The sequence below is a fragment of the Lawsonibacter sp. LCP25S3_E2 genome (assembly GCF_052117285.1).
In the GTDB taxonomy this organism is placed as follows: Bacteria; Bacillota; Clostridia; order Oscillospirales; family Oscillospiraceae; genus Lawsonibacter.
Genome location: NZ_JBQKJL010000005.1, coordinates 1 through 25348 on the forward strand (window position 1 = coordinate 1; position 25348 = coordinate 25348).

24 protein-coding genes, 1 tRNA gene and 1 rRNA gene are annotated in these 25348 nt (G+C 58.4%); 19 read left to right on the forward strand and 7 right to left on the reverse strand.

Annotated elements, in window-relative coordinates:
- Positions 1-36: 36 nt before the first annotated feature.
- From ACTQ3R_RS05860 to ACTQ3R_RS05870, 3 genes are all read left to right on the forward strand, one after another.
- Positions 37-111 (forward strand) — tRNA-Glu (locus ACTQ3R_RS05860).
- A 50-nt stretch (positions 112-161) separates the two neighbouring features.
- Positions 162-277, forward strand: a 5S ribosomal RNA gene (gene rrf, locus ACTQ3R_RS05865).
- Between the two features lie 78 nt (positions 278-355).
- Positions 356-1273, forward strand: coding sequence for an FUSC family protein (locus tag ACTQ3R_RS05870; protein ID WP_441778219.1), 918 nt, complete (start codon positions 356-358; stop codon positions 1271-1273).
- A 44-nt stretch (positions 1274-1317) separates the two neighbouring features.
- On the opposite strand, the gene ACTQ3R_RS05875 is transcribed toward ACTQ3R_RS05870, so the two are convergent.
- The 4 genes from ACTQ3R_RS05875 to ACTQ3R_RS05890 form a co-directional block, all read right to left on the reverse strand.
- Entirely contained in the window at positions 1318-2535 is a 1218-nt protein-coding gene (locus tag ACTQ3R_RS05875; protein WP_441778220.1) for a PstS family phosphate ABC transporter substrate-binding protein, read from the reverse strand.
- Positions 2536-2639: 104 nt separating this feature from the next.
- Complete coding sequence (locus ACTQ3R_RS05880) at positions 2640-4520, reverse strand: ABC transporter ATP-binding protein (protein WP_441778221.1); 1881 nt, start codon at positions 4518-4520, stop codon at positions 2640-2642.
- 14 nt (positions 4521-4534) lie between these two features.
- Entirely contained in the window at positions 4535-6274 is a 1740-nt protein-coding gene (locus ACTQ3R_RS05885) for an ABC transporter ATP-binding protein (RefSeq protein WP_441778222.1), read from the reverse strand.
- Positions 6271-6738: a MarR family winged helix-turn-helix transcriptional regulator gene (locus ACTQ3R_RS05890; protein ID WP_441778223.1), complete on the reverse strand. Its 468-nt coding sequence runs from the start codon at positions 6736-6738 to the stop codon at positions 6271-6273. Before ACTQ3R_RS05890 ends, ACTQ3R_RS05885 begins: the two co-directional genes overlap by 4 nt.
- 153 nt (positions 6739-6891) lie before the next feature.
- On the opposite strand from ACTQ3R_RS05890, the gene ACTQ3R_RS05895 reads away from it, so the two are divergent.
- Positions 6892-7155, forward strand: a complete 264-nt coding sequence (locus ACTQ3R_RS05895) for a LysR family transcriptional regulator (RefSeq protein WP_441778224.1) — start codon at positions 6892-6894, stop codon at positions 7153-7155.
- 18 nt (positions 7156-7173) lie between these two features.
- Positions 7174-7782, forward strand: coding sequence for a substrate-binding domain-containing protein (locus tag ACTQ3R_RS05900; RefSeq protein WP_441778389.1), 609 nt, complete (start codon positions 7174-7176; stop codon positions 7780-7782).
- A gap of 45 nt (positions 7783-7827) precedes the next feature.
- Here ACTQ3R_RS05900 and ACTQ3R_RS05905 read toward each other — a convergent pair whose 3' ends face one another.
- The 3 genes from ACTQ3R_RS05905 to ACTQ3R_RS05915 all read right to left on the reverse strand — a co-directional run bounded on the left by ACTQ3R_RS05905 (position 7828) and on the right by ACTQ3R_RS05915 (position 12821).
- Entirely contained in the window at positions 7828-8445 is a 618-nt protein-coding gene (locus tag ACTQ3R_RS05905; RefSeq protein ID WP_441778225.1) for a DUF1643 domain-containing protein, read from the reverse strand.
- A gap of 108 nt (positions 8446-8553) precedes the next feature.
- Complete coding sequence (locus ACTQ3R_RS05910) at positions 8554-9885, reverse strand: 2-hydroxyglutaryl-CoA dehydratase (protein WP_441778226.1); 1332 nt, start codon at positions 9883-9885, stop codon at positions 8554-8556.
- A 2-nt stretch (positions 9886-9887) separates the two neighbouring features.
- Positions 9888-12821 (reverse strand): acyl-CoA dehydratase activase-related protein, encoded by a 2934-nt coding sequence (locus ACTQ3R_RS05915; RefSeq protein WP_441778227.1) that lies wholly within the window; start codon positions 12819-12821, stop codon positions 9888-9890.
- A 641-nt stretch (positions 12822-13462) separates the two neighbouring features.
- On the opposite strand from ACTQ3R_RS05915, the gene ACTQ3R_RS05920 reads away from it, so the two are divergent.
- The 14 genes from ACTQ3R_RS05920 to ACTQ3R_RS05985 all read left to right on the forward strand — a co-directional run bounded on the left by ACTQ3R_RS05920 (position 13463) and on the right by ACTQ3R_RS05985 (position 25323).
- Positions 13463-14233, forward strand: coding sequence for an IclR family transcriptional regulator (locus tag ACTQ3R_RS05920; RefSeq protein ID WP_441778228.1), 771 nt, complete (start codon positions 13463-13465; stop codon positions 14231-14233).
- Positions 14230-15273 (forward strand): sialidase family protein, encoded by a 1044-nt coding sequence (locus ACTQ3R_RS05925; RefSeq protein WP_441778229.1) that lies wholly within the window; start codon positions 14230-14232, stop codon positions 15271-15273. Before ACTQ3R_RS05920 ends, ACTQ3R_RS05925 begins: the two co-directional genes overlap by 4 nt.
- 22 nt (positions 15274-15295) lie before the next feature.
- Positions 15296-16207, forward strand: a complete 912-nt coding sequence (locus tag ACTQ3R_RS05930; protein WP_441778230.1) for a dihydrodipicolinate synthase family protein — start codon at positions 15296-15298, stop codon at positions 16205-16207.
- 31 nt (positions 16208-16238) lie between these two features.
- Positions 16239-17279 (forward strand): tripartite tricarboxylate transporter substrate binding protein, encoded by a 1041-nt coding sequence (locus ACTQ3R_RS05935; protein WP_441778231.1) that lies wholly within the window; start codon positions 16239-16241, stop codon positions 17277-17279.
- A gap of 101 nt (positions 17280-17380) precedes the next feature.
- Positions 17381-17848: a tripartite tricarboxylate transporter TctB family protein gene (locus ACTQ3R_RS05940; RefSeq protein WP_441778232.1), complete on the forward strand. Its 468-nt coding sequence runs from the start codon at positions 17381-17383 to the stop codon at positions 17846-17848.
- A gap of 11 nt (positions 17849-17859) precedes the next feature.
- Positions 17860-19365, forward strand: a complete 1506-nt coding sequence (locus ACTQ3R_RS05945; protein WP_441778233.1) for a tripartite tricarboxylate transporter permease — start codon at positions 17860-17862, stop codon at positions 19363-19365.
- 15 nt (positions 19366-19380) lie between these two features.
- Positions 19381-20376, forward strand: a complete 996-nt coding sequence (locus ACTQ3R_RS05950) for a ribokinase (RefSeq protein WP_441778234.1) — start codon at positions 19381-19383, stop codon at positions 20374-20376.
- Between the two features lie 90 nt (positions 20377-20466).
- Positions 20467-21081 carry an SIS domain-containing protein gene (locus tag ACTQ3R_RS05955; protein ID WP_441778235.1) on the forward strand — a complete coding sequence of 205 codons (615 nt, stop codon included), beginning with the start codon at positions 20467-20469 and terminating at the stop codon, positions 21079-21081.
- Positions 21082-21094: 13 nt separating this feature from the next.
- Positions 21095-21502: an RbsD/FucU domain-containing protein gene (locus tag ACTQ3R_RS05960; protein WP_441778236.1), complete on the forward strand. Its 408-nt coding sequence runs from the start codon at positions 21095-21097 to the stop codon at positions 21500-21502.
- A gap of 117 nt (positions 21503-21619) precedes the next feature.
- A complete protein-coding gene (locus ACTQ3R_RS05965) occupies positions 21620-22021 on the forward strand; it encodes a DUF5655 domain-containing protein (RefSeq protein ID WP_441778237.1) in 402 nt (133 codons plus the stop codon).
- 186 nt (positions 22022-22207) lie between these two features.
- Complete coding sequence (locus ACTQ3R_RS05970; protein ID WP_441778238.1) at positions 22208-22756, forward strand: ECF transporter S component; 549 nt, start codon at positions 22208-22210, stop codon at positions 22754-22756.
- 16 nt (positions 22757-22772) lie between these two features.
- Positions 22773-23396 (forward strand): uridine kinase family protein, encoded by a 624-nt coding sequence (locus ACTQ3R_RS05975; RefSeq protein ID WP_441778239.1) that lies wholly within the window; start codon positions 22773-22775, stop codon positions 23394-23396.
- A gap of 102 nt (positions 23397-23498) precedes the next feature.
- On the forward strand, positions 23499-24341 hold the full coding sequence (locus ACTQ3R_RS05980) for a sirohydrochlorin cobaltochelatase (protein WP_441778240.1): 843 nt from the start codon (positions 23499-23501) through the stop codon (positions 24339-24341).
- Positions 24342-24474: 133 nt separating this feature from the next.
- Positions 24475-25323, forward strand: coding sequence for a metallophosphoesterase (locus tag ACTQ3R_RS05985; RefSeq protein WP_441778241.1), 849 nt, complete (start codon positions 24475-24477; stop codon positions 25321-25323).
- The last annotated feature ends 25 nt before the right edge of the window (positions 25324-25348 follow it).

A 25348-nucleotide genomic window follows, 5' to 3' on the forward strand; every position in this document is an offset into this window, starting at 1 on the left:
GGGTCCCGGGTTCGAATCCCTGAAGGCGCACCACACGGCCCGTTGGTCAAGCGGTTAAGACGGCGGCCTCTCACGCCGCAAACATGGGTTCGATTCCCGTACGGGTCACCAAGTTTTCTCTACAATTTGATATGATTTTAGTCGCTTCGGTGATTAAAATAGTTGGTGTTGATTAGAATGAGGGTCCACCCGTTCCCATTCCGAACACGGAAGTTAAGCTCATTTCTGCCGAAAATACTTGTCTGGAGACGGACCGGGAAGATAGGTAACGCCAACACAAAGAAGGAACAGCTTGACTGTTCCTTCTTTTTTTATATATACTAAACCAGTACAGAGAAAAGATGAGGTGAAAGACATGAACAAACGGCTTGCCGCCATGAAGCTTCCTGTGGGGATGCGTACCATCAAGACGGCCCTTGCTGTGGTGTTGGCCTTGATGGTAGTAGAGCACTATGGAGCCAGTCCGGCTAAAGTGGTGTTTGCCACCATTGGTGCCATCTCCGCGGTAGGGCCTACGTTTACCGCGTCTCTTCTGGCTTGCTTGACCCAGATCTGCGGAGTGACGGTGGGGGCTTTGCTGGCACTGTTCATGCTGTCTCTAAAGATTCCACCCATGGTTGCCGTAGGTGTAGGGATCATTGCCATTCTGGCAGGATATCAGAGCCTTCGCCTGAAGCTTGTGCCGGTGCTGCCCTGTTTGGTGCTGGTGAATGCATGCCTCAATCCAGAGATAGAAGCGCTGTCCTATTCTATGGGGCGGATCTGGGATACAGCCATCGGCCTGGCCATCGGCATGGCGGTGAATACCCTCATTTTCCCCTATGACAATAGTCTAAAAATCCGGCAGACCATGGAGGGACTGGACCGGGACCTGATTGCATTTTTAGAGGACATGTTTGACGGAGACAGTCATCTCCCGGAAACCCAGGGGCTGGAAAAGAAAATTGACGCCCTGGAGGGCCAATTGGCGCTGTTTTCCGAGCAGCGGCTGCTGCGGCGCAAGCGCCAGAAGCGGGAGCTGTGCCGGTTGGAGTGCTGCGAGGACATTGCCCAGGATTTGCTGACGGAACTCATTACCCTGCGGAATATGGAACATTTGGGCTGCCTTAACGAAGAAAACCGGCAGGCCCTCCGGGCCCTGGGTGCTCAAGTGTCCGATCGCTGTTTAATGGAGGAGGGACGGGTGGAGCACACCGTGGTCAACTACCACATCGCTCGGGTGCTCCGTCTGCGGCAGGAGTTAAAGGACAAGCTTGCTGAGCGAAAAAAATAGGAAAAACGGAAAGAACCGGCAGGTTGCCTGCCGGTTCTTTTTTATTATGAGAGGGAGACATAGCCTGTGGCCTCCACCAGAGACTGCCCCTCCGGGGATAGAATCCAGGCGAGGAAATCAGCCAGTATCGGATTGCTCTCCTGGGGGGCGGAGTGGCCTATGGGTGCGGCGGTGACCGCGTAGAAGGGGGCGGAGATGGGGTAGCTCCCGTCCCGAATGGTCTCCCTGGTGGGGAATACTCCATCCAGAGCCAGCAGACGGATGTCCCCATTTTGTACCATTTGAGTGGAGTAGAAGCGGAAGGAGAAACCGATGGCGTTTTGGTAGTTGCGGTAGTCGGCTACCTGGCTGATAATGCCCCCCATATCGGCCACCCGGTCCTCTTGCTCAGGCTCGATGAGAGTAAGCCCCTCCATCAGCTGCAGCAGGGCGGTCTGGCTGCCGCTGTTCTCCATGCGCTGGAAGGGGCGGATGGACTGGTTTTTTCCGCCCACCTGGCTCCAGTTGGTAAGAGAGCCCGAGTAGATTCCCCGGATTTCATCCACTGTGAGTTCCTCCACAGGATTTTTGCTGTTGACAAAAAAGACAAAGGCCTCCCGCCCGATCGGGGTGAGGTACAGCTCCATCCCCTGGCTCGCGGCCAGGTCCAACTGTTCCTGGGAGGGGGCGGCGACAAAAATTAAGTCGGTCTCCCCCGCAATCAGCCGCTCGTAGGCTTCCACAGTGCCGGTGCAGGCAACCTTGGGGCTGATCTCTCCGGGGCTTTGTAAGAAGGGATAATCGCCTTCCGGGTAGACGGCCTGGACAAAGGCAGCGTAGACCGGGTAAAGGGCGGTGGCCCCGTCCAGACGGGGACAGTCCTCCCGGCTCAGCCGGAGGGAGGCGGGGCCCTCCAGGCGGGCGGTGAGAGACCCCTCGGTAAAGGGCTGGTAGCTGGACAGGAGGGTGTAGCGGCCAACTTCCCCCACGGTTGGAATGCTGTCCCGCCACAGACCAAAGCAGCAGTAGCCCCCACAGCCTACTGCCGTCGCCAGGAGGAGCACTCCCAGGAGCTTGCGGCAGCGCCGAGGAAGGAGAATGGCCAGCAGGATGGCAGCCACAGCGGCCCATCCCAGGACCAGAATGGCCCGCTGTCCGTAGGGGGGCAGGTTGAAGGAAAACAGCAGGAGGATGATGAGAAAACATACAGCGGGGATCAGAAAAATGGCGGCCAAAACGGCGTAGGCCAGGCGATAGAGGATGGTTCTCCAGGGAAGCTTCACGGAAAGGACCTCCTTTCTGAGCTTGGTCCCATTGTACCAAATCGGGCCGCTCCAAAGCAAGAAAAACCTCCGCCGGCGAGAGCGGAGGTTTTGGAACAGAGGGGTCAGTCCTCTGCAAAATTGCCGGTGTAGAGCCGGTAGTAGGTACCTTTCTTTCCCATCAGTTCCTGGTGGGTGCCCCGTTCAATGATCCGGCCCTGGTCCATGACCATAATGCAGTCGGCGTTGCGGACGGTGGAGAGCCGGTGGGCAATAACAAAGGTGGTGCGCCCGCACATCAGGGCGTCCATACCGTCCTGGACCAGCTTCTCGGTTCGAGTATCAATGGAGGAGGTGGCCTCGTCCAGAATCAGCACTGGTGGGTCCGCCACAGCGGCCCGAGCGATGGCCAGAAGCTGCCGCTGGCCCTGGGAGAGGTTGGCCCCGTCTCCGGTGAGCATGGTGTCATATCCGTCGGGGAGGCGGCGGATAAAGCCGTCGGCGTTGGCCAGTTTGGCCGCGGCCATGCACTCCTCATCGCTGGCATCCAGGTTGCCGTAGCGAATGTTTTCCAGCACAGTGCCGGTAAAGAGGTGGGTGTCCTGAAGGACGATGCCCAGAGAGCGGCGCAGGTCGGGCTTTTTGATCTTGTTGATGTTGATGCCATCATAGCGGATTTTACCGTCGGCAATGTCATAAAAGCGGTTGATGAGGTTGGTGATGGTGGTCTTGCCCGCGCCGGTGGCTCCCACAAAAGCGATCTTCTGTCCGGGCTTGGCCCACAAGGAGATATCATGGAGGACCATCTTGTCTGGTGTGTAGCCAAAGTCCACCCCGTCCAGGACTACGCCGCCTTCCAGGCGGGTATAGGTGATGGTGCCATCGGCCTTGTGGGGGTGTTTCCAGGCCCACACGTTGGTGCGCTCCGGGGCTTCGCTGAGCTGGCCCTGGGAATCTTCCTTCGCATTGACCAGTTCCACATAGCCGTGATCTTCTTCCGGCTGCTGGTCCATGAGCTCAAAAACACGGGAGGCGCCGGCGGCGGCGGTGACCACAAAGTTTACCTGTTGGCTCACCTGGGTAATGGGCTGTGTAAAACTCTTGTTGAGGCCCACAAAGGTAATGACAGTGCCCAGAGTCACTCCGGCCAGGCCGTTGATGCCCAGAATGGCGCCCACGATGGCCACCAGCACATAGCTGAGCCAACCGATGTTGGCGTTGATGGGCATGAGGAGGTTGGCATACCGGTTGGCCAGCTCAGCGCTTTGCCGCAGGTCCTCATTGACCTTGTCAAAGTCCTTCATGGCCTGCTCCTCGTGGCAGAAGACCTTTACTACCTTTTGACCGTCCAGCATCTCCTCAATAAATCCGTCCACAATGCCCAGATTTTTTTGCTGCTGGACGTAGTACTTACCTGACAGGGCGGAGAAGTTTTTGGTGACCAGAAGCATGACAATGGCGGTGAGGATGGAGATGAGGGTGAGAACGGGATTGAGAATGAGCATGGTCCCCAGAGTGGCGGCCATGGTGACCACGGAATTGATGACCTGGGGAATGCTCTGGCTCAAAAGCTGGCGGAGGGTGTCCACGTCGTTGGTGTATACAGACATGATGTCACCATGGGCGTGGGTGTCAAAATACTGGATGGGCAGAGATTCCATCCGCTGGAAAAGGTCGTTGCGCAGCCGGCGCATGGTCCCCTGGCTGATAGTGACCATCATACGGTTATAGGCAAAGGAGGCGGCCACGCCCAGGGCCATAATGCAGGCCAGACGGATAATGGCGGCTCCCAGACTGGAGAAGTCGGTGCTGCCGCTGCTGAGCATGGGGACGATGTAATCATCTACCAGCGTCTGCGGGAAGGTGGCCCCCATAACGGTGGCCCCGGCGGAGATGATAATGCACAAAATGACTGCCAGGAAGGGCAGGGCATAAAGCCGGAGCATATAGCCCAGGACCCGGTTGAGCACATGGAGAGAGGCAGCGCGGGATTGTGTGTGATTCATAGTAGTTCCTCCTTTCACGCGCTCTGGTCAAAGTCGCCCCCGCCCTTTACCTGGGAGTCGTAGATCTCCTGGTAAATGGCGTTGGTTTTCAGCAGGTTTTCATGGGTATCAAAGCCATCGATCCGGCCGTTGTCCAGCACCAGGATCCGGTCGGCGTCCTCCACGCTGGAGATCCGCTGGGCGATGATGATTTTGGTGGTGCCGGGCAGGTGCTTGGCCAGGGCGGCGCGGATTTTGGCGTCGGTGGCGGTGTCCACCGCGGAGGTGGAGTCGTCCAGAATCAGGACCTTGGGCTTTTTCAGCAGAGCGCGGGCGATGCAAAGGCGCTGCTTCTGACCGCCGGACACATTGGCGCCGCCCCGCTCAATGCGGGTCTGGTAACCATCCGGGAAGCGGTCGATAAACTCGTCGGCACAGGCCGCCCGGCAGGCGGCCTGGCACTCCTCCTGGGTGGCATTGGGGTCACCCCAGCGGAGATTGTCCAGAATGGTGCCGGAAAACAGAGTGTTTTTCTGAAGCACCACGGAGACCTGGTTGCGCAGCGCCTCCATGTCGTACTCCTTCACGTCCCGGCCGCCTACCCGGACCTGGCCGCTGTCCACGTCATAGAGCCGGCAAATGAGGTTGACCAGACTGCTCTTGCCCGACCCGGTGCCGCCGATGACGCCGATAGTCTCTCCCGCGCGGATATGCAGGTCAATGTCAGTGAGGGCGTTTTTCCCGCTGCCGTGCTTGTAGGAGAAGTTCACATGGTCAAAGTCGATGGCGCCGTCGGCCACCTCGTGAACGGGACGGGCAGGATTGTGGAGATCGGGCCGCTCCTTGAGCACCTCGTCGATTCTCCGGATGCTGGCCATGGACATGGAAATCATGACCACCACCATGGAGAGCATCATCAGACTCATAAGAAGGCTCATCACATAGCTGAAAAGACTGGTGAGGTTGCCCGAGGTCATCTCTCCGGCCACAATGAATTGAGAGCCCATCCAGGAGACCATGATGATACAGAAGTATACGGCTGTCATCATGGCCGGACTGTTAAAGGCCAGCAGGCCCTCAGCCTTGACAAACATACGGTAGAGGTTCTGGGAGGCGCGGGAGAACTTTTCGTTCTCATACCCCTCCCGGACAAAAGCTTTGACGACCCGGATGGCGGAGATATTCTCCTGTACGCTGGCGTTCAGGTCGTCATACTTGCGGAACACCTGGTTAAAGATCTTCATGGTGACCACCATGATGCCTCCCAGCACTGCCACCAGGAAGAACACGGCGATGAGGAAGGTGAGGCTCAGCTTGGGGCTGATGATCAGGCACATAATGTAGCTGAACACAAAGGTAAGAGGGGCCCGCACCGCCACCCGGATGACCATCATAAAGGCATTTTGTACGTTGGTGATATCGGTGGTCATGCGGGTGACCAGGCCGGGGACGCTGAACTTGTCGATGTTGGAGAAGGAAAAGGTCTGAATGTTGTGGTAGATGGCCTGACGCAGGTTGGCGGACAGGCCGGCGGAGGCAGCGGCGGCATATTTGCCCGCCAGGGCCCCGAAAATGAGCCCCAGAAAGGCCATGACCACCATCAGAGCGCCGTAGCGGTAGACGGTGGGCAGGTCCCCCTGTTCCAGACCCTGGTCAATAATGATGGCGGTGATAAAAGGCAGCAGGATGTCTGTGATGACCTCTAGAGTGGTCAGGCCCACACAGGCCAGAGCGTCTTTCCGAAAGTGCCCCAGCTGCCGAAGTACAGATTTCATGGTGATGGTTCCTCCTTTGCTGAATGGGTGAGTGCGGACAGGCTGGAGAGCAGCTTGCGCTGCAGCCGGTCCAGTTCGCAGAGTTCTTGGGGGGTGAAGTCCCGGTACAGCTGCTGATGCAGCCGCTGGGTGGAGTGGTCCAGGTGGTGCTGCAGCTCCTGTGCCGCCTGGGTGGCAAAGAGGAGCTTGCGCCGTTCATCCCCGGCCCAGGGCTCCACCCGGATGTAGCCCTTTTCCCGCAGACGCTTGACGATGCAGGACAGGGCGGCCATAGAATAGCCATATTCCTGGTGAATTTGGGTGAGGGAGGTGCCCTGGCCACTGTGGCCCAGTACATACAGCAGCACCTGCACCTGGGCGGCGGTAAGCCCCCAGAGGGCCATGGTGCTGTTGATCCACTGTTCCACCTGGATGGAGATGCGCCGGTTGTCCCGCAGGATCCGTTCTTTGGCTGGTGTTGTCATAAGCTCCCTTCTTTACGTTGGTTAAGGGCAAAATAGTTTGGACCCTTACTTTTTATAGCACGATTTGTCTTGTATGTGAAATTCAAATGTGCTATATTCTATAAAGAATGTTTATAGATCAATGTTATTAAAGCGGGGAAGAGGGGGCATTTTATGAACACCACACAGCTGGAGTGCTTTATGGCGGTGGCCAATTTTCTCAACTTTTCCAGAGCAGCCCAGCAGCTTCGCATCACCCAGCCGGCGGTGAGCCATCAGATCAACACCCTGGAGGACGAGCTGGGGATCAAGCTCTTTCACCGCACCAGCAAGAGTGTGCGTCTGACCCAGGAGGGATTTCAATTTACCCACTACGCCGGGGAGATTTTAAAGCTCACGGACCTGTCCAGGGCCCGGATGAAGGAGGCCCAGGAGTAGGCTCCCCAGCGCCTGGTGGTGGGCTGCCGGAACACCGGAGAGCTCCGCGTGCTGATTCCGGCCCTGGACCAGCTGCGCCGGGAGGAGCCTCAGCTGCTGCCTGTGCTGCGCCTGATTCCCTTTGATTCTCTGGAAAATCTGCTGACAGAGGGAGAAATCCATCTGATGTTTTCCTTTTCCGGTGCTGTATCCAAACGGGTCCAGTACCGGGAGCTGCGGCGCTGCCCGGTGTGCTGTGTCTGCGCGCCGGGGCATCCCCTGGCGGGAGAGGGACCGGTGACCATGGAGGAGCTTCATCAGGGTGGGAGAATTGCCGTCTGCCGTCCTCCCATCTGTCCGGAGGGCCTGTTTGCGGTTCAGGGCCGGGCAGTGGGAGGCAGGCCCACGAAGGAAATCCTCTTTTGTGACAACCAGGAGGTGCTCTTTACCCTGGTGGAGGCAGGTTATGCCTTTGGAGTGACCGCCGACGTACCCGGAAGCCAGACGGCGGGACTGTGCCGCCGCCCCATTGCAGATGTGGAGCCCCTGTCCTTTGGGGCCCTCAGCCTGCCGGGACAGAAACACCCCGGTATACGCCGGCTGGTGAAGCTGCTGGAGGAGACCATGGGGAAGTCTGACACCCAATAAAAAAGAGAGCCTGACCGAGAAACGGTCAGGCTCTTTTGCTGCCGATCAGAGAAGATCTAGGTAGGAGGCCACGTCAAACACCTCCAGGGGGCTGTCCTTCCGCAGGTAAAGGGGGTGGTGGGGGTGCCCTTTTTTGGAACGCTTTCCCGCCGAATACCACCGGGCCCCCCGGTGCGCTCCAATTTCGATCATGTCACGGACGCAGCCGGGGAGATAGGGCCTCTTTTCGATGATGGTCCCCCAGGCGGCCCACACGGCGGGGGAGGCGGCCTTATCCAGGGACAGGGCGTAGTCAAAGGCGCGCATATTCTCCTGGTGGAGCTCCCGGTTATAGGTGAGCTCCATGTCATCGGGGTTGGTGGCCCGCTGGGCGTAGACATTGAACATAATGAAGCTGTCGTACCCGTTGTGGTGGGCCACCCGTTCCACCGACTTCAGGGTGTTGTCCAGGTCGTCGGGAGCGGCAGTGGAGGGGTTGATGCCCACGCAGATCAGGGGCTTGCTGCCCCGTGTTCCCAAAATATAACGATACTCAGAGTAGAAATTCGGCACATAAAGCCATTTTGTAATATCATAATTGGGGTTGGGACGGTTGGCCTCCTCCAAAGCGGCGTCAAAGCGCACCAGCTCCAGTTCCTTTGTTTCGCAGGTGGGAATGTGCATGGGATAGCCTCCTTTTTGTTTCTTCCCCTATCATATCAGCTCCGGGGCTCCGGGGCAAGACAAAACCCTCCGCCCGTAGAGCGGAGGGTCTGGAAATTCCACAGCTTCTTATACGTTGGCGTGGGCCAGCTTGGGCTCCCGCTGGGGCTGGGGAGCGCGCTGGGGGGCCGCCTCCTGATGGGTGAGGCCCTTGGCGTTGGCCAGCATGAGCTTGATGCGGTTCTCCTGGTTGATCTTAGTGGCGCCGGGATCGTAATCAATAGCCACAATATTACTATAAGGATAGTCATCCTTCAGCTTGCGGATCATACCCTTGCCCACAATGTGGTTCGGCAGACAGCCAAAGGGCTGGGTGCAGACGATGTTGTTGGTGCCCGAGTGGATGAGCTCCAGCATCTCGGCGGTGAGCAGCCACCCCTCGCCCATCTTGTTGCCGTCGCCCAGGTAGCCCTGTACCAGACTGTGGAGCTGGCGGAAGGTGCCGGGGGCGCGGAAGCGGCCGGAGCGCTCCAGGGCCTCGATCATGTCCTTCTGACAGCCTTCGATGTAAGCCATAAAGGCTTTACAGGCCGCTTTCTTGATCCACTTGCCGCCGTACAGGTCCACATCGGACACCCGGTTGAAGATTTTGAAAATGATGAAGTCGGTCAGGCCAGGCACTACCGGCTCCACCCCCTCGCTGAGGAGGAACTTCTCCAGGTTGTTGTTGCCCAGAGGGGCAAACTTCACATAGATCTCGCCAACCACGCCTACGCGGATCTTGGGCTCGCCCGCCACGGGGATGGCGGCAAAGTCGGCGCAGATGGCGTCAAAGTTCTGGCGCATCTGAGCCCGGCTCATGCCCTTGCCAGCCTGGAAACCGTCCACCAGCTTCTGGGACCAGTGGTCGATCATCTCGTCAGCGGCACCTTCCTTCACCTCGTAGGGGCGCACCTGGTTGGCCACATTGACAATGATATCGCCGTACATCATGGCATAGACCGCCTTGCGGACGAAGGGGAGGGTCAGAGAAAAGCCGGGGTTCTTCTCCAGGCCGGACAGGTTGACGGATACCACGGGGATGTAGGCCATGTCTGCCTTCTCCAGGGCTTTCCGGAGCAGGTGGATGTAGTTGCTGGCCCGGCAGCCGCCGCCGGTCTGGGTAATGAGCAGGCCCACCTTGTGGGGGTCGTAGCCCCCATGCTTCACCGCATCGATGAGCTGGCCGATGACCAGCAGGGCGGGGTAGCAGGTGTCGTTGTGGACGTACTTGAGGCCCTCATCCACGATCCCACGGTGGTTGGTGGTGAGCATATCTACCTTATACCCCTCGCACTCCAGAAGCTTTTTCAGCATGCCGAAGTGGACGGGGAGCATCTGAGGCATCAGGAGGGTGTACTCCTCCTTCATCTCCTTGGTAAACAGAAGACGACCGGATTCATCATATACCAATTTCGCCATAATCAATGTTCCTTTCTTGCCTCAATGGCTGCCATCAGGGAGCGGATTCGGATCTTCACCGCGCCCAGGTTGCTGATATCATCAATTTTCAGTTGGGTGTAAAGCTTGCCGCCCTGCTCCAGGATGGAGCGCATCTCATCGCCGGTAATGGCATCAATGCCGCAGCCAAAGCTCACCAGCTGGATAAGCTCCATATCCTTCTGGGTGCACACATACCTTGCGGCGTTGTACATCCGGGCGTGGTAGGTCCACTGGTTGAGCACATGGCGTGGGGCCTTATCCTCCAGGTAGGCCACTGCGTCTTCGGTGACCAGAATGAAGCCGTAGGAGGTGATGAGGTCGTTGATGCCGTGGTTGATCTCCGGGTCCATGTGGTAGGGCCGGCCGGCCACTACCAGAATGGGTTTTCCTTCCCGGCGGGCCTGGTCGATATAGGCCCTACCCGTCTCACGCAGATCGTTCTTGTAGGCCTCATAAGCGGCGTAAGCGGCCTTTACGGCGGCGGAGGTCTCCCGCTTGGGAACCTGGAACTCGTTGAAGAACCACTCCCCGGCCCGGCGCTCGAAGTCCTTTGGACGGTGCAGGCCAAAATAGGGATCCAGGAACCGGGTGGTCTTCAGTTCCGGGACGTTGGCCGCCAGCAGTTCGGGGTAGTAGGCTACCACAGGGCAGTTATAGTTGTTGTCACTGACCCCTTCGTTGAAGTTATAGGGCATGCAGGGGTAGAAGATGGCGTCCACCCCCGCCTCCACCAGGGCCTCCACATGGCCGTGGAGGAGCTTGGCGGGGTAGCACACTGTATCCGAGGGGATGGTGCGCTGGCCCTTTAAGTAGAGCTTCCGGGAGGACTCGGGGGAGAGGACCACCTCAAAGTTGAGCCGGGTGAACAGCTCAAACCAGAAGGGCAGATTCTCGTACATGTTGAGCCCGAAGGGGATGCCGATCCGTCCGCGGGAACCGTCCCCCTGGCCTTTGCCGTGCAGGGCACGGAGCTTGGCGTATTTATAGCGCATAAGGTCGGGCTGGCGTGTGGGCTCCTCCCCCAGGGGGCGGGAGCAGCGGTTGCCCGAGATGAAGCGCCGTCCGCCGTCAAAGGAGTTGACGGTGAGGGAGCAGTGGTTGGTGCACAGTCCGCAGGTGGCGGGCTTGGCGGTGTGGACAAATTTCTCCAAAGCCTTGGGGCCCAGCAGGGAGCTCTTTTCCAGGTGCAGGTCACGGGCGGCCAGAGCGGCGCCGAAGGCACCCATGATGCCCGAGATCACCGGACGGGTCACATTTCTCCCCAGCTCCTGCTCAAAGGCACGAAGGACCGCGTCGTTGAGGAAGGTGCCGCCCTGGACCACAATGTGCTGGCCCAGATCGTCGGCACTGGCGGCCCGGATGACCTTGTAAATGGCGTTTTTCACAATGGAGGTGGAGAGACCGGCGGAGATGTCCTCCACGCTGGCCCCGTCCTTCTGGGCCTGCTTGACGCTGGAGTTCATAAACACGGTGCACCGGGAGCCCAGATTCACCGGCTTTTGCGTGAACAGGCCCAGCTTGGAGAAGGTGGCGATGTCGTAGCCCAGGGCCTTGGCAAAGGTCTCGATGAAGGAGCCGCAGCCGGAGGAGCAGGCCTCGTTGAGCATGATGGAGTCTACCGCTCCATTGCGGATTTTGAAGCACTTCATATCCTGGCCGCCGATGTCGATAATGAAGTCCACATCGGGCTCAAAGTGGGCGGCGGCCTTATAGTGGGCCATGGTCTCCACCAGGCCTAAGTCACAGTTAAAGGCGTTTTTGATGAGGTCCTCGCCATAGCCAGTGACGGCGGCGCCCTTGATTTCGATCCGGTCGCCGCACAGCTCGTAGATCTTCTTCAACTGCTCCAGGACGATGGTGACGGGGTTGCCCAGGTTGGAGTGATAATAAGTATAGAGAAGCCCACCGTTCTCGGTAATGAGGGCCAGCTTGATGGTGGTGGAGCCGGAGTCCAGACCCAGCCAAGCGGGGCCGGTGTAGGTATGGATGTCCACCTCGGGAGGGCGGTTGGCGTTGTGGCGCGCCACAAAGGCGTCATACTCCTCCTGATTTTCAAAGAGAGGGGGCATGGTGTCCACCAGAGTGGTGGTCTCGGCGCTGTCCTCCAGCTTTTTCAGCACCGTCTCAAAGAGGACCGGCTCATAGTCGGTAGCGCACAGGGCCGCGCCCATAGCGGCAAAGCAGTCGCCGTCCTCGGGAAAAATGGCGTGTTCGCCATCCAGCTTCAGGGTCTCCACAAAGCGCTGGCGCAGGCCCATAAGGAAGTGGAGCGGGCCGCCCAGAAAGACGATCTTGCCCTTCAGCTCCCGGCCCTGGGTCAGGCCGGCCACCGTCTGGTCCACCACCGCCTGGAAGATGGAGGCGGCCACATCCTCTTTCCGACCGCCCTGGTTCAAAATGGGCTGGATATCGCTCTTGGCAAATACACCGCACCGGGAAGCGATGGGGTAGATCTTTTCATGCTTCAGGCTCAGCGCATCCAGTTCGGTCACGGTGACATTCATCAGGGTGGCCATCTGGTCGATGAAAGCGCCGGTGCCGCCGGCGCAGGAACCGTTCATGCGCTCCTCCAGGGCACCGCCGAAGAAAATGATCTTGGCATCCTCGCCCCCCAGCTCAATGACGGCATCGGTGTCGGGGATGTAAGTATTCACGGCCGCGGCGGTGGCATAGACCTCCTGAACGAAATCGATGCCCGCGGCATTAGCCACGCCCAGGCCGGCCGAGCCGGTGATGGTGACCTTGATCTTCTGGCCGGCAAGCATATCCTGGATGGAGTGAAGGGTCTCCAGGGCACGCTCACGTGTTTTGGAAAAGTGCCGCTCATAGGAGCGGAACAGAAGTTTGTTTTGTTCGTTCAGGACAACCACCTTCACCGTGGTGGAGCCAATATCAATACCTACGCGCAGACTCATAGGGAAAATTCACGCCTTTCCGGGGTCCTTCCAGTACAACCATTCTAGTTTAGCTTTATAATCATACTGAGTTTTTTTGCCGAAAACAACGAAATTAACAGCTTCTTAACGAACGAAACTGAAAGAAAAGCGGGAACTTAACGAAGCAAAATCCGGCAAGATTCACAGAAATGGAGGAAAATTACAACATATTAGACTAAATTATGAAATCGAAGCGGTGCTTAGGACACCGTGTGGAGCGTATCAGCCTGTCTTCTGTCCATGGCTTGCAAAGGCGGCAAAAGAGAAAAAGGGAAGGGAAAAAAGAGGCGCAAGAAAAAATAAAAAAATGTTGATTATTTTCCTTGAAAAGAGGGATTTTGCCGAAAGAAGGTGTGCGTTTACCTTGCGCAATCGACCGTTGGGGGAGGCAGAACTTGGGCGAGCGCGGAGGCAATGTCAAAAACTTTTTAACGCTGTTCCTAATAAGAGAACAGCGGTCTTTTTTCTTCATAAAAAGTTCATGTATGCACACGAATCTTCCAAAAAAAATTTAGCCTCTTGCAAAAAATCATGCGCTTTGCTACAATACATTTGTAATAAGAAAAGGCGTTCTTCAATAGAGAACGACACCGATGGACCAACTGGAAGGAGGAGGCTGTATGGGGGAGAAACAGGAGCCCAAAGTAAAATCCCTGGCAAAGGCACTGAATATTTTGTCCTGCTTCACCCATGAACAGCCTGTTTTGGGGGTCAGTGAGCTGGCGGAGCGGATGGGCGTGACAAAGTCCAACGTACATAACATCGTCTCCACCTTCCATGACCTGGGCTATCTGGACCGCACTCCGGACGGGCGGTACACCTTGGGGCTGAAAATGCTGGAATACGCCTTTATCATCAATCAGAACCTGGGTTACCCCAATGCGGTGTATGACATTATGGTAGACACCGCTTCTAAGACCGATGAGATTGTCTATTTTGGCCTGCCCTACGGTACCAATGTACTTTACCTCTATGTGGCCCATCCCATCAACCGCATGGGCGTGCTGCCCTACCGGGACATGCTGGGAGAGACCAGTCCCCTGTACTGTACGGGGCTGGGCAAGGCTATGCTGGCCCACATGCCGGAGACAGAGTGGGCAGAGCATCTCCCAGAACAGCTGATTCAATATCAGCCCAACACCATTACCGACCGGGAGGCCATTTTTGAAGAGCTTCGCCGGACCCGGCGGATGGGATTTGCCATCGACAACGGGGAACATGATTACAATGTGCGCTGTGTAGGTGTGCCGGTATATAACGCTATGGGACAATTGGTGGCGGGGATGAGTACCTCGGGCCCCGCTTCTACCATGACGGATGAAAAGCTGATGGAATGCGCTGACATTTTGCGCAGTGCCACCGCTCATATGAGGGAGAGGATCTACCGATGAACTATGAAGTACTCAGCCGGCAAATGATCTGCGCCAAGCTTCCCACCGCCATCTGCCACGCCAGCACGGTGCTGGATCTGGAGGACGGCAGTGTCCTATGCGCCTGGTTTGGCGGCTCCCACGAAGGGGAGCGGGATGTGGCCATCTGGGTGGCACGCAGGGTGGATGGTGTGTGGCAGCCTCCGTTTTCTATTGCACATGTGAACGAAGCCCACTGGAATCCGGTGCTGCAGCAGAAAAAGGACGGCAGCATTCGGCTTTATTATAAGGTAGGACAGATTATCGCCCATTGGCGGACGATGGTATGTGAGTCTCCGGACAGCGGACAAACCTGGAGCGTGCCCCAAGAGCTGGTACCTGGAGATGAAAATGGCGGCCGCGGCCCTGTGCGCAGCAAGGTGATCCGCCTTGCCTCCGGGCGGCTGCTGGCCCCCTGTTCCACCGAGCTGGGTCCCTGGACGGCTTACGCAGACCGGTCCGATGATGAGGGGGAGACCTGGATGCGTTCCAACCCCATCCGGATCCAGGGACTGGTGAACGATGGAACCCGGACGGTGGAGAACAGCGATGTACCGGTGGCCGAGCAGTCCTTTTATGGCCGGGGCGTGATCCAGCCCACTTTGTGGGAGTCGGAGCCTGGTAAGGTCCATATGCTCCTGCGCTCCACCGAGGGCCATGTCTACCGCAGCGACAGCAGAGACAACGGTGAGACTTGGTGTGCCCCCTACCCTCTGGGACTGCCCAACAACAACAGCGGCATTGACCTGGACCGGCTGGACAGCGGGGAATTGCTTTTGGTCTGCAACCCTGTTGCCGACAACTGGGGAGCTCGTACCCCCATCAGCCTGCTTCTGTCCCGAGATAACGGCTTCACATGGGAGAAGGTCATGGACCTGGATACCGGCATTGGAGAGTTTGCCTATCCCGCCATTTTGTGCCGGGGGGACGAGGTGCGGATCACCTATACCTGGAAGCGGGAAAACATTGCCTATTGGCATATCCGTCTGGTCGGGGAGCAAGCCTGGCCGATCAAACGATAAATAATGTAAGGAGAGGATATATATGACAAACCATTTTCCCGGCGGAGAATGGCCCACAATGCTGACCCCTTTCCGGGACGGCAAAGTGGACTATCCCGCCCTGGCAGAGCTTATCGAGTGGTATATTGCCCACAAGGTTTCCGGCCTGTTCGCTGTGTGCCAGTCCAGTGAGATGTTCTTTCTCAGCAAGGAAGAGCGAGTGGGCGTGGCCAAGTTTGTAAAGGAGCATGCCGCCGGCCGGGTGCCCGTGATTGCTTCCGGCCACATCTCTGACGCTATCGAGGACCAGATCGACGAGCTCAAGGCCATGGCTGAGACCGGTGTGGACGCGGTGATCCTGATTACCAATCGTTTGGCCAAAGAGGACGAGAGCGATGATGTGTGGCTGGAGAATCTCCAGACCATCCTGGCCCAGATGCCTGAGGATGTGCCTCTGGGCTTCTATGAGTGCCCCTTCCCCTACAAGCGGGTGCTCAGCCCCCGTGTGACCCGCTGGTGTGCTGAGAGCGGCCGGTTCTTCTTCCTGAAGGACACCTGCTGCGACCTGGAGCAGATCAAGGAAAAAGTGGACATCTGCAAGGGCAGCAACCTGAAGCTCTACAATGCCAACACCTCCACTTTGTTGGAGTCCCTGCGCTACGGAGCCACTGGCTACAGCGGTGTCATGGCAAATATGCAGTGTGAGCTGTATGCCTGGCTGTGCGATCACATTCACGATCCAAAGGCCGACAAGCTCTCTGATGAGCTGACCATCTGTTCGCTCATTGAGCGTCAGCTCTACCCCGTCAACGCCAAGTACTACCTCTCTCTGGAGGGACTGCCCATCACCACGGAGACTCGCTCGAAGAGCGATAAGGATTTGACGACTACGTTCCGCAGTGAGGTTGAGATGCTGCACCGCATTACGGAGCGTATGAGTAAGGAATATCTCTAAGCTTGTTTGAAAAAGAAGGAGGACGAAGAACATGAAGTTCAAGAAAGCAATCGCTCTGTGTCTGAGCGCCGCTCTGTCTGTCAGCCTGCTGGCCAGCTGTGGCGGCAACACCACCAGTTCCGCTGGCAGCGCGGATGCCAGCTCTGCCGGCAGCGCTTCCGCCGCCGGCAGCCAGGCCACCACTGTGGACTACCCCACCAAGGACATTACTGTCATCATCCCCAAGAATCCCGGCGGCGGCACTGATGTGTCCACCCGCGGCCTGCTCCAGTACATGAAGAACTACATTGACGGGGCCAACTTTGTGCCCACCAACAAGCCCGACGGCGGCGGCGTTACCGGCATGGTGGAGACCGCCAATGCCAAGGCCGATGGTTACACCCTGGGCGCTGTGACCGTGGAGCTGGCTATGTTCCCTCACCAGGGCAAGTGCACCGTCACCTATGAGGACTACGCCCCCATCTGCGCTCAGATCGCCGCTCCCGCCGCTCTGATCGTTCCCGCCGACGCTCCCTACAACAGCCTGCAGGAGTTCGTGGACTACTGCAAGGAGAATCCCGGCACTGTCCAGATGGGCAACTCCGGCATGGGCGCTATCTGGCACGTGGCTACCGTCCAGATGGAGAAAGAGTTTGGCATTGAGGTCAAGCACATTCCCTATCCCAACGGCACCGCTGACATCGCCGCTGCTCTGACCGGCGGTCACATCGACGGCACTCTGGCCGATCCCTCCAGCTTTGTCAGCCAGGTTCAGGCCGGCACTCTGAAGATCCTGGCCATCATGGCCGACGAGCGTTCCGTTATGTTCCCCGACGTGCCCACCTTCAAGGAGCTGGGCTACGACATGACCATCCGTTCCTGGGCCTGCGTTGTGGCCCCCAAGGATACCCCCGCTGAGATCCTGCAGATCCTGCGCGATGCCGCTGAGAAGACCTGCAACGATCCTGAGTATCAGGAGTACCTGATGAACCAGGGCATTGACCCCGTGTGCATTATTGGCGACGATTGCTATCAGATGATGGAGGAAGACCACGCGATGTTCGGCGAGGTTCTGGCTGAGCTGGACGTGTAATCTCCCGATCGTCACCTCCCGCGCAAATCCTTGACTATTTGTGGGGGCGGCCGAAGGGGTCGCCCCCCACACTTAATTTAAGCAGAAAGAGTTGATATGCTATGACAAACATGAGAAAGTGGAACTATGTCATTGCGATCATCGTTGCGGCCTTGGGAATTGGAGTGATTGCCATCAACTCCAAGTTCGACATTGAATTTGGCGTGGGAGATCCCGGCGCGGGCTTCTGGCCCACCTTGTTGGGCGGTCTGCTGATTTTACTCGCCATTTTGCTCGCGGTGATGACCACGAAAAACAAAGAAAAAGACGAGGCAAAGACCTTTACCATGACCCTGCCCCAGAACATGCTGGTTTATAAGTTCATGGCGTTGACGGTGGGATTCTGTGTGGTCATGTACATTTTTGGACTGCTGATTGCGGCGCTGATCTTTATTCCCATCTGCTCCTATATGCTGGGCGGCAGGGGCAAGGCTGTGATCATTCTGGATGTGGTATTCGTGCTGGTGCTGTATTTGGCCTTTGTGGAGCTGCTGCACACCCCGCTGCCTGAGCCCATCTGGCTGCGCTGAGGAGGGATCATATGGATGCGATTTTAGCTGCTTTTGGTAATGTATTTTTATCTCCCCTGAATCTGGGCGGCCTGATTTTCGGCGTGGCTGTGGGCATTGTCATCGGAGCACTGCCCGGCCTTTCCGTGAATATGGGCATTGCCCTGCTGTTCCCACTAACCTTCTCCTTCCAGGGCATCGGCGGCATTCTGATGCTGCTGGGTATTTACTGCGGCGCCATTTACGGCGGTTCTATCACTGCTATCCTGCTGAAAACACCGGGAACCCCCGCATCCGCCGCTACCACCCTTGACGGTTACCCCATGGCGGTCAAATACGGACAACCGGGACGGGCTCTGGGCCTGTCCACCTTCTCCTCCACCTTTGGAGGTGTGTTTTCCGCCATCTGCCTTGTGCTGTTTTCCCCCATGCTGGCCTCTGTGGCTCTGCAGTTCTCCAAGCCGGAGTACTTTGCCCTGGCCGTGTTTGGAATTTCCATCATCACCTCCGTCTCCTCCGGCTCTGTACTTAAGGGCCTGATGGGCGGCCTGGTGGGCCTGATCATTGCTACCATCGGCATTGATGCTATGAGCGGCCAGATGCGCATGACCTTCGGTACCACCTATCTGCTGGGCGGACTGTCCTTTGTCCCTGTCCTGATCGGTCTGTTCGCCTTCTCCCAGGTCCTTACCTCCATTGAGGATTCTTACAATGAAACCTACGTCAAGCATGATGTGAAGCTCAAGCGAGTCTTCCCCACCTTTGCTGACTTAAAGAAGTGTGCCATTACGATTCTCCGCTCCTCTGTCATCGGCACTGTCATCGGCGCCGTCCCCGGCACCGGCGGCGACATTTCCTCGTTCATCTCCTATAACGAGGCTAAGCGCTGGTCCAAGGAAAAGGAGAAGTTTGGCGACGGCGCGCCCGAGGGCATCTGTGCCCCCGAGGCTGGCAACAACGCCGTGTCCGGCGGCGCCATGATCCCCATGCTGACCCTGGGTATCCCTGGCGACGGTGCCACCGCCATTATGCTGGGTGCCCTGATGGTGCAGGGGATGCAGCCCGGCCCCCTGCTGTTCCAGAACCAGGCTCCCCAGGTGTATACTATTTTCCTGGGCCTGATGACGGCCAACCTGGTGATGGGCCTGCTGGGCTTCTCCGTGATCCGTCTGTTTGTCAAGGTCATCAATGTCCCCAAAAAGTACCTTATGCCCATCATCTTTGTGATGACCTTTGTGGGCGCCTTTGCCTACAATAACTCCATTACCGATGTGTTTGTCATGGTGGCCTTTGGCTTCCTGGGCTATTTCCTCAACAAGATGGAGTTTTCCAGCAGCGCCATCGTCATCGGTATCATCCTGGGCTCTTTGGCTGAGCAGAACTTCCGCGGTGCACTGATGATGTCCGACGGCAACATGATGATCTTCCTGGAGCATCCCATCTGCGCTATTTTCCTGCTCATTGCCTTGGTCTCTCTGTTTGCCCCCATCCTGGGTCCTGCCCTTAAGAAGGTCTTTAAAAAGCCGGTCAAGCAGTAAGAAGGAGTGACTTCCATGTTGAAAAAACCCAACATTCTGGTGGTGGGCAGTTTTATGATGGACCTGATCGCCTCCACCAGGCGAGCCCCCAACTCCGGCGAGACGGTGGTGGGGTTAAAGTTCCAAACCGCTCCCGGCGGCAAGGGCGCCAACCAGGCTGTCCAGTGTGCCCGCCTGGGTGCCCATGTGACCATGGTAGGTCAGGTGGGTGACGATGCCTTTGGCAAGATCATGACGGATACCGCCGCCGCATCCGGCGTGGACGTATCCCATGTGTCGGTAGACCCCAACGAGTCCTCCGGTGTGGGCCATATCACCCTGGAGGTCACTGAGCACGGGGCCCAGAACCGCATTACCGTCTGCCCCGGCGCCAACTTCACCCTGACGGTGGAGGATGTGGCCTGGCTGAAGGACGAGATCGGCAACTATGACTTGGTCATGATGCAGTTTGAGCTGCCCATGGAGGTCATTGAGACCGTGGCCCAGTGGGCCCACGACGCGGGGGTCATCGTGATGGTCAATCCTGCTCCCGCCGCTCCCATGTCTGACAAGCTCCTGGCCTGCACCACCTATCTCTCCCCCAACGAGCACGAGGCCGCCCTGCTGGCGGGCCACTCCATCGACGTGTCCAACGGCATCAACATGGAGGATGTGGATATTGTCTCCAAGGCCTTCCAGGCCCGTGGAGTGGAGAACCTGATCATCACCATGGGGGAGAACGGCTCCATCGTGGCCGGCAAGAACGGCATCCACCACACCCAGTGTGTGAAGATGGAGCATGTGGCCGACCCCACTGCCGCCGGTGACTCCTTCGTGGCCGCCTTCTGCACCGGACTCACCGCCGGCCTGCCCCAGGGGGAGGCCCTGGCCTTTGCCAGCCACACCGCCGCCATCACCGTCTCCCGGATGGGAGCTATGCCCAGCCTGCCCACGGTGGACGAGGTAAAGGCGCTGATGGAGGAGCGGGGCTATCAGGGCTTTGACCTGTCCCTGCTGGATGCGCTGAAATAAGCCCATACTTCCCCGGAGATGTTCTCCGGGGAAGCGAACCGTCCGGACCTTTTGAAACCATCTGCAAACTATGAAAGGGAGTATGACGCTATGCTGAAACCTGAAAGCAAGCAGGCGGTGTCCAACTTCTTCCAGAGCGTGGACACCCAGATGAATACCTTTTTGAAGTCCCTGAGCCCCGATGATTACGAGGCTGCCGCCCAGATCATCCTGGAGGCCCAGGCCAAGGGCAACCGGCTGCACATCACCGGTATCGGCAAGCCCGGCCATGTGTCCGCCTACATGGCCTCTCTGTTTTCCTCCACTGGTAATCCTTGCTATTTCCTCCACGGCACTGAGGCCGTTCACGGTTCCTGCGGCCAGCTGGTGGCCGGAGATGTGGTCATTGCCATCTCCAATTCCGGTGAGACCGGGGAGCTGAAGGCCACTGTCCTGGCTGTGAAAAACAACGGCTGCAAGGTCATCGGCGTGTCCGGCAACCCGGACAGCTGGCTGGCCAAAGAGAGTGACGCCTTCCTCTTTGCCGGCGTGAAGGAGGAGGGCGGCCCCCTGAACCGGGCCCCCCGCAACTCCATCCTGGCGGAGATCCTCACCCTCCAGGCTTTGTCCGTGGCCCTCCAGGTGGAGCAGGACTGGGACCCCATCAAGTATGTGCGCTGCCATCCCGGCGGAAAGCTGGGCCAGCTGCGGGACAACGAGAAGTAAGGAGGGGCTGTTTATGCTGAAGGGAACGCTCATCCATCCCGATCTGATGGCCGCCCTGGCCCTGTGCGGCCACGGAGACAAGGTGCTCATTGCCGACGGAAACTATCCTCTGGACTCCAAGACCGGCAACGCCGAGAAGATCTACCTGGGTCTGAAGCCCGGCCTTCCCACCGTCACCGATGTGCTGGAGGCCATCCAGAGCGTCATCAACATTGAAAAGGCCGAGGTCATGGACCCCGCCGACGGCACCACCCCCGAGATTTTCGGGGAGTTCCAGACCATGCTGGGCGGCATGGAGCTGGATAAGCTGGGCCGGTATGAGTTTTACGATGCCTGCGGCCTGCCCCAGGTGCGCGTGGCCGTGTCCACCGGCGAGAAGCGGGTGTTTGCCAACCTGCTCATCACCGTGGGTGTGGCCTGAGCGAAAGTTTCCATTTGTGTGTGTGTTGCCCCGGCGCGGAGAAATCTGCGTCGGGGCGCTTTTTTCCCTGTTCAGGAAGCCTGGGCTGTGCTAAAATGAAACAAAGGAGGAACGCAGATGGAACGATCTGAGTACTACCCGTCCGATGTGCTGGCTTTTTTTGGAGAAAAGCTCCGGGAGCGGGCCCTCTATGAGGCGCTGTTCACCCAGATGGAACAGGCTTTTCCCGAAGCTTCGGTGAAGGTGCAGAAAAGCCAAATCAGCTTTTATCACAAGCACCTGTTTGCTGCCGCCTCGCTGCCCCTGCGGCGGAAGAAGGACTGGCCGGAGCAGTGCCTTGTGGTGACCATCGGCCTTGATCGCCCTTTGGAATCCCGTCGGGCGGTGGTGAAGGTGGAGCCCTACCCTGGGCGCTGGACCAATCATGTGCTGGTCGTCCAGGCGGAGGAGATCGATGAAGAACTGCTGGGCTGGCTGAGGGAGGCCTATGACTTTGCCTGGACGAAAGGAAAAAAGTAGAAGCTTTTCTTGACAAGAAGGCCCCTTCTCCGGTACAATAGAGCCACTGTCGGCAAGAAGCCGGCCCCCGGCGCTGAAGCGCCCTGTCCCCGCGAACCGATTCTATTTTTATGCGTATCAGGAAGGTATGCCCTTTTCCATAGGAAAAGAGCATACCTTTTTTGTGTGTCGGAAAGGAGAAAAAACATGTCCTCTGTGAAAAAACTCTGTATTTGTGCCCTTTGTATTGCCCTTTGCTGTGTCCTTCCCACTGCCTTCCACAGCTTTGGGCTGGGAATGGCTCTGTCCCCCATGCATCTGCCGGTGCTGCTGTGCGGCCTGATCTGCGGCGGAGGCCTGGGGGCGGTGTGCGGCGCCGCCGGGCCCATTTTATCCAGTGTGATCACCGGAATGCCGGGGTCGGCCCAGCTGCTGCACATGGTGCCGGAGCTGGTGGCCTATGGGCTGTTTGCCGGCCTGCTCCTGAAGCTCTGGCGTACCGGCAGCCTGTACGCCGACCTCTATCTGGCTTTAGTACCCGCCATGCTGCTGGGCCGTGTGGTAGGCGGCGCAGTCCAGGCCCTGGAGTATCTGGGCGGAACGGAGCACTATTCCCTGGCCATGTGGACGGGAAGCTACTTTGTGGGTACCATGCCTGGGGCTATTTTGCAGCTGATTGTACTGCCTGCCCTGGTGATGGTGCTGGTGAAAGCGGGGCTCGTTCCCACCCGGTATCCCCAGCGGGCCCAGGCCTGAGGACGGGGAGCGCGCAGTGAAGACGGAAAACCTCTGTACGTCCCCCCGGCACATAGATGGCCTTGCGGAACTGGTCCAGCGGCTTCAGGTGTTGAGCCGGGATCAAAAGCCGGTGCTGGCGGCCCTGGATGGCCGGTGTGCGTCGGGAAAAACTACCCTGGCCGGAGCTCTGGGAGAGCGGTATGGCTGGCAGGTCATTCATATGGACCACTTTTTTCTCCGCCCGGAGCAGCGCACCCCGGAACGTCTGAGCACTCCGGGGGAGAATGTGGACCATGAGCGGTTTTTGGAGGAGGTGCTGCGCCCTTTGAGCGAGGGGCGCAGTGCCTGTTACCGGCGGTTTGACTGCCGCACCATGACCCTGGGCGAGCCTGTCCGGGTGGAGCCCGGAAGGGTAGTTTTGGTGGAGGGGGCCTACGCCTGCCATCCACGCCTGTGGGACTACTATGACCTCAGGGCATTTCTTACCGTGGAGCCGGAGCTTCAGCGGACGCGGATTTTGGCGCGCAACGGCCCGGAGAGGCTGCGGGTATTTCAGGAGCGGTGGATTCCCCTGGAGGAGTCCTACCTTTCTGCCTGGGATGTGGAGCGGCGGTGTGACTGCCGCCTGGAGGCTGGAACGCTGCCTGCGCTGCCTTGACAGAAGCGCGGGTGATATTGTATCATCAAAGCTGCCGCGCGGCCGGGGTTCGGGATCGATTTCTCCGCATCCGCGTCAAACCCCAGAGCAGGAGGAATTGTGATGAGAGAACCGGGCGCCGTTGGATCCAACCGGGCGCGCAGCGAGGATGGCATTGGCAAGCGGGAGCTGCTGGCAGTGAGCTTTGGCACCAGCTACCCCCAGAGCCGGGAACGGACCATCGCCGCCATTGAACAGACCTTGGAGAAGGCCTTTCCCACCTATGATCTGCGCCGGGCGTTTACCAGCCGGGTAGTCATCTCCCTGACGGAAAAGAGGGAGGGGCTGACCATTGACCATACGGAGCGGGCCCTGCAGCGCGCGGTGGACAACGGGGTGGAGGAGCTGGTGGTCCAGCCCACCCATCTGCTGGAGGGGCTGGAATACCAGAAGCTGCTGGAGGCGGTCCGGGAGCGGGCCGGGGATTTCCGGCGTGTGGCAGTGGGAAAGCCCCTGCTCACCAGCCAGGAAGACGTTCAAGGGGTGGCTCGGGCGCTGATCCAGGCCCAGGCCCATCTGGACGATGGGGAGACTGCCCTGGTACTCATGGGACATGGGACCACCGCCCGGTGCAATGCGGTTTATCCCCGCTTTGAGCAAGTCCTTCGGGCACTGGGGGGAAAGAACTGGTTTGTCGGTACCGTGGAAGCGGATCCGGGGTTGGAAGCGGTGCTGGAGCGGGTCCGGGAAGGACAGTACCGCCGGGTGGTGCTGCGGCCGCTGATGATCGTGGCCGGGGACCACGCCACCAACGACATGGCCGGGGAGGAGGACTCCTGGAAACAGGCCTTTGCCCAGGCGGGCTATGAGGTCCTGTGCCAGCTCCAGGGACTGGGAGAGCTGGAGGAGGTCCGCCGGATCTTTGTCCGCCACGCCCAGGAAGCGATGGAAGCTCCTGGCTTGTGACCACATTTTGGAGAAACACAGAGGGCTCGCCCAGAAGAGGGCGGGCCCTTTTTTCAGAAAAAATTTTCAAAAAGTTGCTTTTTTTCCCTGAAAGCTGTGATAGCATAGAACCACACAGCAAGGAGGGCCTGCCATGAAGAAAAAGACCATTTTGGGACTGTGTCTGGCCTCTGCCCTAGCGGCGGGGACAGCGGGATGGCTCTGGTGGGGGAACCGGGCGGTGATGGTCCATACCATCTCGGTGACGGACCGGAACCTGCCCCACGCCTTTGAGGGATTTCGCATTGCCCAGATTTCTGATCTGCACAACGAGGTGTTTGGGGCGGGAAACGGGCAGCTGTTGACCCTGCTGGCCGAAACAAAGCCGGATGTGATCGTGATCACCGGAGACCTCATTGATTCCCGGCATACCGATGTGGATGCCGCCCTGGAGTTTGCCCGAGGAGCGGTGGAGCTGGCACCGGTCTACTATGTGCCCGGCAACCATGAAAGCCGCCTTCCCGAGGAGTTTTGGATGCTGGAGCGGAGCCTGGACCAGATGGGGGTCCATGTCCTGCGTGGAGAGCGGGCTATTCTCACCCGGCAGGGGGCTGCCATTGCCCTGATCGGGGTGGACGACCCCACCTTCCAGGACAAAAATTCCGCCCGCTGGCCGGAGCTTTTAGAGGCAGAGCTGGAGCGGCTGCGGGACGAGGAGCTCTATTCCATTCTTCTCATTCACCGGCCGGAGCTTTTGGAGACCTATGCCAAGGCGGGGATGAACCTGGTGTTCAGCGGCCATGCCCACGGGGGCCAGGTGCGCCTCCCCTTTGTGGGTGGGGTGATTGCCCCCAACCAGGGGTTTTTCCCCCAATATGACGGGGGGCTTTATACCCTGGGGGATACCCAAATGGTGGTGTCCCGAGGACTGGGTAACAGTCTTGTGCCCCTGCGGGTGAACAACCGTCCGGAGATCGTTTTGGCGGAGCTCCACTGCGAATAAACAAACATCCCCCTGCTTCCCAATA